This window comes from Actinomyces sp. oral taxon 175 str. F0384, from assembly GCF_000223355.1.
Lineage (GTDB): Bacteria > Actinomycetota > Actinomycetes > Actinomycetales > Actinomycetaceae > Actinomyces > Actinomyces oris.
The window spans coordinates 1,279,629-1,291,403 of sequence record NZ_AFUR01000001.1 but is presented as its reverse complement, the minus strand read 5'-3'; the positions used below and the strand labels follow the sequence as shown (position 1 = coordinate 1,291,403).

At 68.8% G+C, this 11,775-nt stretch carries 9 protein-coding genes; 6 read left to right on the top strand and 3 right to left on the bottom strand.

All coding sequences use genetic code 11. The features are described from left to right. Positions 1 to 161 precede the first annotated feature (161 nt). From arcC to HMPREF9058_RS05395, 3 genes are all read right to left on the bottom strand, one after another. Positions 162 to 1,142, bottom strand: a complete 981-nt coding sequence (arcC, locus tag HMPREF9058_RS05405; RefSeq protein ID WP_009747563.1) for a carbamate kinase — start codon at positions 1,140 to 1,142, stop codon at positions 162 to 164. Between the two features lie 3 nt (positions 1,143 to 1,145). Further along, a complete protein-coding gene (gene argF / locus HMPREF9058_RS05400; RefSeq protein ID WP_009405680.1) occupies positions 1,146 to 2,153 on the bottom strand; it encodes an ornithine carbamoyltransferase in 1,008 nt (335 codons plus the stop codon). Between the two features lie 65 nt (positions 2,154 to 2,218). Next, positions 2,219 to 3,442, bottom strand: coding sequence for an arginine deiminase (locus HMPREF9058_RS05395; protein ID WP_009747409.1), 1,224 nt, complete (start codon positions 3,440 to 3,442; stop codon positions 2,219 to 2,221). Positions 3,443 to 3,794: 352 nt separating this feature from the next. On the opposite strand from HMPREF9058_RS05395, the gene HMPREF9058_RS05390 reads away from it, so the two are divergent. The 6 genes from HMPREF9058_RS05390 to HMPREF9058_RS05365 all read left to right on the top strand — a co-directional run bounded on the left by HMPREF9058_RS05390 (position 3,795) and on the right by HMPREF9058_RS05365 (position 11,693). Continuing rightward, positions 3,795 to 4,466, top strand: a complete 672-nt coding sequence (locus tag HMPREF9058_RS05390; protein ID WP_009405507.1) for an HAD family phosphatase — start codon at positions 3,795 to 3,797, stop codon at positions 4,464 to 4,466. A gap of 39 nt (positions 4,467 to 4,505) precedes the next feature. Beyond that, a complete protein-coding gene (gene fmt / locus HMPREF9058_RS05385; RefSeq protein ID WP_009747330.1) occupies positions 4,506 to 5,480 on the top strand; it encodes a methionyl-tRNA formyltransferase in 975 nt (324 codons plus the stop codon). A 239-nt stretch (positions 5,481 to 5,719) separates the two neighbouring features. Next, a complete protein-coding gene (locus HMPREF9058_RS05380) occupies positions 5,720 to 7,111 on the top strand; it encodes an RsmB/NOP family class I SAM-dependent RNA methyltransferase (protein ID WP_009747547.1) in 1,392 nt (463 codons plus the stop codon). A 38-nt stretch (positions 7,112 to 7,149) separates the two neighbouring features. Continuing rightward, positions 7,150 to 7,839, top strand: a complete 690-nt coding sequence (rpe, locus tag HMPREF9058_RS05375; protein ID WP_009406437.1) for a ribulose-phosphate 3-epimerase — start codon at positions 7,150 to 7,152, stop codon at positions 7,837 to 7,839. A gap of 383 nt (positions 7,840 to 8,222) precedes the next feature. Next, the gene (locus tag HMPREF9058_RS05370; protein ID WP_009406379.1) at positions 8,223 to 10,058 is read left to right on the top strand and encodes a biotin carboxylase N-terminal domain-containing protein; all 1,836 of its coding nucleotides are present in this window, start codon (positions 8,223 to 8,225) and stop codon (positions 10,056 to 10,058) included. Between the two features lie 66 nt (positions 10,059 to 10,124). Then, positions 10,125 to 11,693 (top strand): acyl-CoA carboxylase subunit beta, encoded by a 1,569-nt coding sequence (locus HMPREF9058_RS05365; RefSeq protein WP_254654082.1) that lies wholly within the window; start codon positions 10,125 to 10,127, stop codon positions 11,691 to 11,693. The last annotated feature ends 82 nt before the right edge of the window (positions 11,694 to 11,775 follow it).

The window sequence follows — 11,775 nt, the reverse complement described above, 5'->3', positions numbered from 1 at the left end:
GGTGGTGTGTCTATGATTCAACACTGTCATTCTACTCTGAACGAACGGCAAATGTGGCCGTAGGAGTATCTGAATACAATGATGGGTGCTGAACCGTGGCACGGTCATTGTGGGTTCAGGGTTTTCACCACCTCCTTGAAAGACCGATGCCGTTGCGCCGGTCAGGCCCTGCGGATGCGCGTGTCGAGCTGCTCGGGAATTGGGGGATGGATATCGTCTGGGCCCCCGTAGTTTCCTCCGGGAGTCACGATAGTCCCTGCCTGGCCCTCAATGATGGAAACGGCGTCCTCAAGACGTCCGATTGCCGCCATATCGCCAGTCAGCTCAACAAATCGGCACACCGCCTCAACCTTTGGTCCCATGGACCCACTGGGAAGTCCCATGGACCGCAGCTCTGCCGGCGTCGCCCTCGGAACCTGTTTCTGGTTCTCGGTCCCGAAATCCTGAAACACTCCATCAACGTCCGTGAGGATAAGAAGCGCATCGGCCTCCAGGGCCTCGGCCATGACCGACGCCGTGAGGTCCTTGTCGATGACGGCTTCAATACCCTTGAGCTTGCCCTCCTCGCTGCGGACGACGGGCACACCGCCGCCCCCGGAGCAGACGACGATCGCGCCGGCATCCAGCAGTGTGCGCACTAGACGGGTCTCGATGACGCGCTGCGGCATGGGGGAGCCGACGACGCGGCGGTAGTGCTCGCCGTCGGGCTTGACCACCCAGCCCCGCTCCTCAGCCAGCTTCTCGGCCTCCTCCTTGGTGTACACCTCACCGACGAACTTGGTGGGGTTGGAGAAGGCCGGGTCACCGGCCATCACCAGGGTCTGGTTGACCATGGCGGCCACGTGGCGACCGGGCAGGGCGTTCTGCATGGCCTGCAGCAGCCAGTAGCCGATCATGCCCTGCGTCTGGGCACCGAGGGTGTCGAAGGGGTAGGGCTCGGAGAGACGCTCGTCGTTGGCGGACTGCAGGGCCAGCACCCCCACCTGGGGGCCGTTCCCGTGAGTCAGGACCAGCTCGTGCTTCTCCGCCAACTTGGCCAGCTCATGGGCCGCAATCTCGACATTGCGGATCTGGGTACTGGCGTCGGGCTTTTCCCCCCGACGCAGCAAAGCGTTTCCTCCGAGGGCGACGACGATTCTCACAGGTCAGTCCCACTTTCCCAGGGTCGCGACCATCACGGCCTTGATGGTGTGCATACGGTTCTCGGCCTGGTCGAAGGCGACGTTGCGCTCGGTCTCGAAGACGTCGTCGGTCACCTCCAGGCCCTCCATCCCGGTCTTGGCGAAAATGTCCTCACCGACCGTGGTGTTGCGGTCGTGGAAGGCCGGCAGGCAGTGGAGGAACTTCACGTCCGGGTTGCCGGTGGCCTCCACCAGCTGGGCGTTGACCTGGTAGGGCGCGAGCAGGGCGATGCGCTGGTCCCAGACCTCCTTGGGCTCACCCATGGAGACCCACACGTCGGTGTAGAGGAAGTCGACGCCCTTGACGCCCTGGGCGGTGTCGTCGGTAATGAGGATGCGGGCGCCGCTGTCCTTGGCCAGCTTCTCAGCCTGAGCCACCACCTCGGGAGATGTCTGCAGCTCCTTGGGTGCCACCATCCGCACGTCCATCCCCATGAGGGCCGCTGAGATGAGCAGTGAGTTGGCAACGTTGTTGCGGGCGTCGCCGAGGTAGGCGAAGGAGATCTGCTCGATCGGCTTGTCTGCGTGCTCCAGCATGGTCAGCTGGTCGGCCAGCATCTGGGTGGGGTGCCACTCGTCCGTCAGTCCATTCCACACCGGGACGCCGGAGAGCTCAGCCAGAGCCTCGACGTGCTCCTGCTTCTTGCCGCGGAACTCGATGCCGTCATAGAAGCGGCCCAGCACCCGAGCGGTGTCCGCCACGGACTCCTTGTGGCCCATCTGGGAACCGGAGGGGTCGAGGTAGGTGACCTGTGCGCCCTGGTCGTAGGCGGCCACCTCGAAGGAGCAGCGGGTGCGCGTCGAGGTCTTCTCAAAAATGAGAGCGATGTTCTTACCGGTCAGCCGCTTCACCTCGCGGCCGGCCTTCTTGTCCGCCTTGAGCTGGGCGGCCAGCTCGAGCAGGGAGCTCCACTCCTCAGCCGTGAAGTCGAGCTCTTTGAGGAAACTGCGGTTGTGCAGGGGGTGGGACATGAGGATTCCTTCGTCCAGTGTGGTGATGTACTGATAGTTCTTCTTGTGTGTCGGCCAGGGCCGACTCAGGCAAGCGGGTCCCGCAGGGTTGGGCAGCTCATGCAGTGTGGACCACCGCGACCGCGACCGACCTCCGAACCGGGAATGGTCAGGACCTCGATGCCATGGGAAGTAAGGTACTCGTTCGTGTTGACGTTACGTTCATAGGTAACGATGACACCGGGGGCGATGGCCAGGGAGTTGGAGCCGTCGTCCCACTGCTCACGGGCGGCGGCCATCGAGTCCTGGGGCGTGATGAGGACGTTGAGCTCGTCGACACCCAGGGCCTGGGCGATGACGCGGTACATGTCCTCGGGGGCGTTGCGCGTGACGCTGATCTGCTTGTCTCCGTCCGGGCGCAGCGTGAGCGTCGGCAGCTTCCCCAGGCCGCCGTAGATGGTGAACGTGCCGACGTCGACCATGGTCATCACCGTGTCCAGGTGCATCTGGGCGCGTGTCCGGTTCATCTCGACGGCGACGATCTGGTTCACCGTGCCTCCGGCGAACAGTCGGCTGGCGAGCCTTTCGATGCCCTGCGAGGTGGTGCGCTCGGAGACTCCGACCAGAACGGCGCCGTTGCCGATGATCTGGACGTCTCCACCCTCCACGGTGGCGGGGCCTGCCTGTGTGCCCTCGGACCACACGGGGAAGTCGGAGCCGGCGAAGAGAGGGTGCCAGCGGTAGATCGCCTCGTAGTTGATGGTCTCGCGCTGGCGGGCCGGCATCATCATCGAGTTGATGGAGACGCCGTTGTAGATCCAACAGGATGTGTCGCGGGTGAAGAGGTGGTTGGGCAACGGCGGCAGAAGCAGGTCGTCGTCGTCCATGGAGGCCAGCACGAGCGAGTCCGGGCAGGAGGTGCGCTCGAGCAGCTCGGCCTTCGTGATCCCGGCAACGAGCACCTCGGCCAGCTCGGCCCCGGACAGTCCCTGAGCCAGGGCGCGCAGCGGCTCGGCGGCGCTGGGGCCGTTGGTGTTCTCGTTGACGACTCGGTCCAGGACGTACTGCCTGGCTTTGGGCACCTCCAGGGTCTGGGCCAGCAGGTCGCTGAGGTAGAGCACCTCGATGTCGCGGTCGGTCAGCACTCGTGCGAACTGGTCGTGCTCCTCCTGGGCCCGCTCGAGCCACAGCACGTCATCGAACAGGAGGTGGTCCTTGTTCTGCGGAGTGAGTCGGAGCATCTCGTTGCCGGGGCGGTGCAGGATGACCTGGCGAAGCTTTCCGATTTCGGAATCTACGGAAAATTCCATGACTCCCTCTCTGACACAGCACTGTGTCGCCGATGTGGATCATGACGCGCATCACGCGCTCTGACTGCAGAAGTGGTACGCCCGTACCGGAATGGTACGAGCGTACCAGGGTTCTTGAGAGTTGGAAACCCCCTGGTAGAAAGAAGTTTCAAACATGTTGATCGGGCGTTCTCGGTCGAAGGGTGATGTTGCTCCCACCAGGCGCTTTGCCGCTTCGGGCGCTGCTGTGGAGCGCCCCTGGACCGCCGATGCAGCGGACCCGCGTCAGTAGGTGACTCACAAACGTCAAGGGCGATCCGTCCCGGATGGATCCATCCGAGTCCCGAGGCGCCGGAGTGGGAGGATGGCGGACGTGAACGCACCGTCCCCCTTCGCCACGACCTCCAGCCCCGTAGACGCCGTCAGTGCCGTCGTCCTCGACTACGGCAACGTCCTGTACGCGTGGGAGCCCATGGCTGCCGTCGCCGGATACGTCTCAGCCGACGAGTGGGAGGAGTTCGTGGTCGACGGAGGGTTCCTGACCTGGAACGAACGACTCGACCGGGGAGAGCCCTTCGAACAGGTGCTCGCCGACTACACCCGGGCCCACCCCGGCCGCCCCGACTGGGCGGAGATCCTCTCCTTGTACCGTCAGCGCTTCGCCGAATCGCTGACGGGTCCCGTTCCCGGCATGGCCGCTCTGCTCGACGACCTCCTTGGGAGTGGCGTGGCGCTGTACGGGCTGACCAACTTCGACGCCGCGCCCTTCGAGCGGGCCAGGCTCCTGGTCCCCCAGCTCGAACGCTTCGTGGGCATCGTGGTCTCCGGGCGCGAGCACCTGGCCAAACCGGATGCCGCCATCTTCGACCTTCTTCTGAGTCGTTACCGTCTCCAGGCCTCCCGCACCCTGTTCATCGACGACTCGGCGGTCAACATCGAGGCGGCTGGCCGCCTGGGAATGCGCACCCACCACTTCACCGGTGTGGGACGGCTGCGCTCCGAGCTCGTCGCGCTGGGCCTGCTCCCCACGCCGGACCGGCATTGAACCCCGCACTGGGTGACGTCGCCCCTTAGACTCAGCCGCATGCGTGTGCTTTTCGCCGGAACCCCCGAGGCGGCCCTGCCCACCCTGGAGGCCCTCATCGCCAGTGAGCACGACGTCGTCGGGGTCCTCACCCGTGCTGACGCTCGCAAAGGGCGCGGCCGGACGCTGCACCCCTCGCCGGTGGCGGCCGTGGCTCGCGATGCGGGGCTCGATGTACGCACTCCGGCCACCCTCAAGGGGGAGCAGGCCGACGACGTGCACGCGTGGATCGGCGCTCTGAAGGCTGACGTCGCCGTCGTGGTCGCCTACGGTCGCCTGGTGCCGGCCGATCTGCTGGAGGTACCAGAGCACGGTTGGCTGAATCTGCACTTCTCTCTGCTGCCCGCGTGGCGCGGAGCCGCCCCGGTCCAGCGGGCGGTCATCGCCGGTGAGGAGGTCACCGGGGCCTGCGTGTTCCGCCTCGAGGAGGGGCTCGACACCGGTCCCGTCTATGGCCGACTCACGGAGGCCATCAGCGGTCGGGACACCAGCGGGGATCTGCTCGAGCGGCTGGCGCAGGCCGGGGCGCCCCTGGTCCTCGATGTGCTGCGCCGGGTTGAGGACGGCAGCGTGCGTCCGGAGCCGCAGGAGGACGCGCTGGCCACGCTGGCCCCCGTGCTCTCCTCGGCCGACGGTCTGATCCGCTGGGAGGATCCGGCGCTTGCCATTGACCGTCGGATCCGGGGCGTCACTCCGGCGCCGGGTGCCCACACCACTTACCTGGGGTCCCGGTTCCGTCTGGGGCCGGTCACCCCGGTCCCGGAGGTCACCGATCTGTTGCCCGGCCAGCTGCGCGCCACCAAGCGCGAGGTCCTCGTGGGAACCGGGGGCTGTGCCGTCCGTCTGGGGCAGGTCGCGCCCGCCGGGCGCAGCTGGATGCCTGCCGACGCCTGGGCCAGGGGAGCGCGTCCGGAGGTGGGGGCCGTCCTGGGGACCTCGTGCGTGACGAACGACGACGGTGAGGCGATGAGCTGATGGGGGAGCGATCGACACGCCGGGGCGCGTCGGGCGGCCACGACGATAACCGGCGAGGCGCAGGCCACGGGCGGGGTGGCGCTCCTGGCAGACGCCGGGAGCAACGCGGCAGGCGAACTGAGCGCGGCGGTCCTCACCCGGGTCGCCAAGCCCAGGGCCGGCGCTCCTTCAAGCAGGACGGCCCGCAGGCGGGTGCATCGGCACGCCCGGCGGGGGGCCGATCTGGCTCGGCGCGTCAGGTGGCCCTGGAGGTGCTCACCCGCGTTCGCCGCGATGACGCCTTCGCCAACCTCCTTCTGCCCGAGCTGCTGGAGACCGCTGACCTGGATCGGCGTGACGCCGGCTTCGCCACTGCTCTGACCTACGGGACCCTGCGGCTGCTGGGTCGCTACGACGCGATGATCGCCGCCTGCACGGACCGTCCCCTGGAGCGCATCGATCCAGCCGTGCTCGACGTCCTGCGCTTGGGAGCCCACCAGCTCATGGGCATGCGGGTGGCCCAGCACGCCGCCGTGAGCACCACCGTGGACCTGGCCACCACCTCCTGCGGGCGCGGCGCGGCCACCTTCGTCAACGCCGTCATGCGTCGGCTTAGCGGGCGGGACCTGGACTCCTGGATGGATGAGCTGCGCCGGGACGCACCCGATGAGACGAGCGCTCTGGCCCGCACCCAGTCGCACCCGGAGTGGATCGTCAAGGCGCTGCGTCAGGCCCTGGTCACCCACGGCCGCAGCGGCGAGGAGCTCGAGGTGCTTCTGGCCGCGGACAACGCCGACCCCGAGGTGGCCCTGTGTGCCAGGCCCGGCCTTATCGCGCCGGAGGCGCTGGCCAAGGCCGCCCGCAAGGCCGACCGGGCTCACGACGTCGAGCCGCGCCCCGGCAGGATCAGTCCGCTCGCCGTCGTCATGGTCGGGGGAGACCCGGGCCGGATCGATGCGATCCGCGACTGCCGGGCCGGGGTCGAGGACGAGGGCAGTCAGCTGGTGGCGCTCGTTGCGGCGCATGCCCCTGTGGAGGGCCGCGATGAGCGGTGGCTCGACCTGTGTGCCGGGCCCGGTGGCAAGGCCGCGCTTCTCGCCGCGAGGGCCGCGCAGACGGGCGCCCAGCTGCTGGCCAATGAGGCCAGCCCCCATCGGGCCGACCTGGTGCGCTCGGCCCTGCGAGCCATCGCGCCGGACGTCGCCCGGGTGCGTTGCGGTGATGGACGTGACCTCGGGCGCGATGAGCCCGGCGCCTACGACCGGGTCCTGGTCGACGCCCCCTGCACGGGGCTGGGGTCGCTGCGCCGCCGCCCCGAGGCCCGCTGGCGCCGACAGCCAGGGGACGTCACCGTTCTGGCCGAGCTTCAGCGCGAGCTGCTGGCCAGTGCCCTGCGCGCCGTGCGACGCGGGGGAGTGGTGACCTACGTGACCTGTTCCCCGCACGCCCTGGAGACGACCCTCGTGGTGCGCGACGTGACGCGGCTGCTGGAGCGCGAGGGCCTGCGCACCGAGCCCCTGCACGCCGGGGACGTCGCCACCCGCCTGGCCCCTCATCCGCCGGCCGGATCCGACCGGGCGGCGCTTCAGCTCTGGCCCCACCTCGACGGCACCGACGCCATGTTCTGCGCCCTGCTGCGCCGCACCAGCTGACTGACCAACCACACCAGCGCATCATGAGGAGCATCCCGATGACGGCCATCCACCCCTCGATCCTCAACTGCGACATCGCCCACCTGGCCGACGAGCTCGACCGGGTCACGGGCGACGTCGGCGCCCCGGGCGCCGACGGGCTCCACGTCGATGTCATGGACAACCACTTCGTGCCCAACCTGTCATGGGGGCTGCCGGTGGTCGAGGCGGTGCTCGCCCATTCCTCGCTGCCCGTGGACGCCCACCTCATGATCCGCGACGCCGACCGCTGGGCGCCGGCCTACGCCGAGGCCGGCTGCCAGATCGTCACCCCCCACGCCGAGGCCACGACGGCGCCGGTGCGTCTGGCGCGCGAGCTCCACCGGCTCGGCGCCGGCGCGGGCATCGCCCTAAGGCCCGCCACCCCCCTGGAAGCTGTCGCCGATGTCCTGGGGGAGTTCGACCTCCTCCTGCTCATGACCGTGGAGCCGGGCTTCGGGGGCCAGTCCTTCATCGAGTCGATGCTGCCCAAGATCCGCCGGGCGCGCGAGCTGGTCGGTGCCAGAGGGCTCGACCTGCGAGTACAGGTCGATGGCGGCATCACCGCCCAGACGATTGAGCGCGCGGCCGAGGCCGGGGCGGACGTCTTCGTCGCCGGGTCGGCCGTCTACCGGGCCGACGACGCCCTGGCCGCCATCTGCGAGCTGCGCGAGGCGGCCTCCTCGCACTGCCATGCCGCTCGCGGCTGACACTGATGACGCCGCGGGGCGCTGCCCGCGACCGGCAGCGACGTCCTGTTGGAGGAGGTGTTCGTGATGCAGGTGTGACAGCCGATGCGCTGGCCCACTCCGCCCCGTCGGGCTTGTGGGAAACCTCAAAGGCATTCGAGAGGCGGGAGCCGTCTTTGCCAGGCCCCCGTTATGCCGCCCCATTACTGGGGTCTCGATTGTTACACCAACGCAACTCTCAGTCTTTGTGAGGTTTCCACAAATGGAATGTGGTGCCTTGAGCACGTAACGTCATAGTCCAGTGGACCCGCCCCTCGACGATTGTAGGGAAAGCACGGATCCACCCCGCCGGCCCAAGGAGGGCCCGCCGCCAGCCCGGCAGCGTCCAGGTAAGGAGACTCTTGGTGACCCTCTCCCGTATCCTCATCGCCAACCGTGGTGAGATCGCACTGCGTATCGTGCGAACCGCCCGCGATCTCGGGGCGACGTCGATCCTTCCGTACACGCCCGAGGACCTCATGAGCCCTGCCGCAGAGCTCGCCGATGAGGCCTACGCACTGCCCGAGGGATCGTCCTACACCGACGCGGCGGCGCTGCTCGAGCTGGCCCGCGCCACCGGCGCGGACGCCATCCACCCCGGATACGGGTTCCTGTCCGAGGACGCAGACTTCGCCCGCTCCATCATCGAGGCGGGGATCACCTGGGTCGGCCCCTCACCCGAGGCCATGGACGCCCTCGGAGACAAGATGAGCGCCCGAGCCACCGCCGAGCGGGCCCAGGTCGCCCCGGTGCCGGGCATCACCGACTCGGTCACCGACGCCGAGACCGTCATCGCCTTCGCCGCCGCCCACGGCTACCCGGTTGCCCTGAAGCGCACCGACGGTGGCGGCGGGCGCGGCATCACCGTCCTGCACAATGACGACGAGGTCCGGGCCACCCCTGCCTTCGAGTCCGCGGCGCAGGGCGGCGGAACCCTCATCCTGGAGCGGTTCGTCACAGCCGCACGTCACGTCGAGACCCAGTGCGCCCGCGACAGCCACGGCGGTTTCGCCGTGGTCTCCACCCGCGACTGCTCCCTGCAGCGACGCAACCAGAAGCTCCTCGAGGAGGCTCCCGCACCCTTCCTGCCCGAGGGCGTTCACGGGCGTCTGGTCGAGGCCTCCCGTCGGCTCCTGGAGACGGTCGACTACGTCGGCGTGGCCACCTGCGAGTTCCTCCTGACCCCCGAGGGCGACATCTGGTTCCTGGAGGTCAACCCCCGTCTGCAGGTGGAGCACTGCGTCACCGAGGAGGTCGCCGGCACCGATCTGGTCGAAATCCAGCTGCGCATCGCCGAGGGCGGTCACCTCGGACAGGTCAACGAGCCCCGCGGTCACAGCCTCGAGCTGCGCATCACCTGTGAAGATCCCGCCCGAGGTCTGGCCCCCTCCACCGGTACCATCACCCGCCTGCGCTGGCCGGCCGGTCCCGGTATCCGCATCGAGTCCGGAGTCACTGAGGGCGACGTCGTCACCCCCTTGTTCGATCCGATGCTCGCCAAGATCATCGTCACCGGTGCCAGCCGGGAGCAGGCCATCGCCCGAGCCCGGCGAGCCCTGCGGGAGACGGTGGTCGAGGGCGTCACCGTGTGCACTGCCCTGCACTCCGAGGTCCTGACCCGCCCCGAGTTCACCGCCCCCGACGAGACCGGGCGGCTGGCTGTGACCACGCGGTGGATCGAGAACGAGGTGCTGCCCGATCTCGCCGACGCCGCGGCGACGTCGCAGGCCGACGGCTCGGCGGAGACGGTCGCCAACCCGCGTACCCGCTCCAGCTACATCATCGAGCTCAACGGCCGCCGCATGCAGCTGACCCTGCCCGATGGGATCCTCGCCCCCTCCAACTCGGCGCGAGGCTTCAGCCACCGCAGCAACCGGGCCCAGCCGCTGCGCGGCCGTTCGGGCGCGACCCGCTCACCTCGAGGCGCAGCCCCTGGTGAGACCGGGACCGCCGGCGGTGAGCCCGGTGTCATCGCCGCCCCCATGCAGGCCATCGTTACCCGGATCTGCGTGGAGCCGGGCCAGCCGGTCTGCCAGGGCGATCTGCTCGTGGTCCTGGAGTCCATGAAGATGGAGAACTACGTCCACGCACCCAGCGACGGCACCATCTCGGAGATCCCCGTCAGCGCCGGACGCACCGTCTCTGCCGGCGATGTCCTGGTGCGCATGAGCACCCCCGAGAACGACTCCGAGGAGGCCTGAACCGTGACCACCGCCCCCATCACCGGCCCCGGCGCATCTGCCGAGACACCGGCCCAGGGAACCACTATGGCCGACTCGGAGGCCACCACCGCCTTCCGCCAGCGCATCGCCCGCATCGACCGGGAGGCCGAGGAGCACGCCGCCGCCCGTCAGCACGCCAAGGGCAAGCGCACCGCCCGCGAGCGCATCAACGACCTGCTCGACGACTCCACCTTCCTGGAGATCGGCCGCTACTCCGGTTCAGGTGCCGGCGACAAGGCCCGCCCCTCGGGCGTCGTCACCGGCTTCGGCCAGATCGACGGCCGCCAGGTGGCCGTCTACTCCCAAGACTTCTCCGTCTCCGGCGGCGCCCTGGGCACCATCGAGGGGGACAAGATCGTCCGCCTCCTGGACGACGCCCTGCGCCTACGCATCCCCGTCATCGGACTCATCGACTCCGGCGGCGCCAAGATCCAGGAGGGCGTGGGAGCTCTGCGCCAGTACGGGCGCATCTTCAACCGCACCTGCGCCGCCTCCGGACTGGTCCCGCAGATCAGCGTCATCCTGGGCCCCTGCGCCGGCGGCGCCGTCTACAGCCCGGCCCTGACCGACTTCGTCATCGCCACCCGCCAGGCCTCGCACATGTTCGTCACCGGCCCCGACGTCGTACGCGCCACAACCGGTGAGCAGATCAGCGCCGAGGACCTCGGCGGTGCACAGATCCACGGTTCCGTCTCCGGCGTCGTCCACTACGTGGCCGACGACGAGGAGGACGCGTTGGGGCAGGTCCGCACCTTCCTGGCCTACCTGCCCTCCTCTTCCGAGGTCAGCGCCCCCCTGTACGCCTACGACGACGCTGACGCCCAGGCCGACGCTGAGGCCGCCCGCAGTGTCGGCGAGATCGTCCCGGCCTCCACCCGGCAGGCCTACGACGTCGTCGAGGTGGTCTCGGCCGTCGTCGACCACGGCGAGCTCGTCCAGGTCCAGGAGGAGTTCGCACCCAACGTCGTGGTCGGCTTCGCCTGCTTCGAGGGCCACCCGGTGGGGATCGTCGCCAACCAGCCGCTGGTGGACGCCGGCACCCTGGACGTCGACGCCTCTGAGAAGCTCGCCCGCTTCGTGCGCTTCTGCGACGCCTTCGGGCTGCCGGTGGTCACCTTCGTCGACGTCCCCGGCTACCGTCCCGGAGCCGAGCAGGAGCACGCCGGCATCATCCGCCGCGGAGCCAAGGTCATCAACGCCTACGCCACCGCCACTGTGCCGCTGGTGACGATCGTTTTGCGCAAGGCCTATGGCGGCGCCTACATCGTCATGGGCTCCAAGGCCATCGGCGCCGACCTCAACTTCTGCTGGCCGGGAGCCGAGATCGCTGTCCTGGGCGCCGCCGGCGCCGTCGGCATCATCCACCGCCGCGACCTGACCAAGGTCCGTGACGAGCAGGGGGAGGAGGCCGCCACCGCCGAGCACGAGCGGCTCGTGGCCGAGTACACCGACGCCGTCATCAACCCGGACAAGGCCGTGGCCATCGGTGAGATCGACGCCGTCATCGCCCCTGAGGACACCCGCAACGTCATCGTCGACTCACTGGCCGCGCTGCGCGCCAAGAACGACGCCCGCCCCGAATCCCCCAAGAAGCATGACAACATCCCCCTCTGACCCGGGCTCCGAGACCCACTCGCCTCCGCCTCCGCCGTATTCCCCCTCTTCACCCGACCCCAGTTCAGGTAACCGTTCCGAG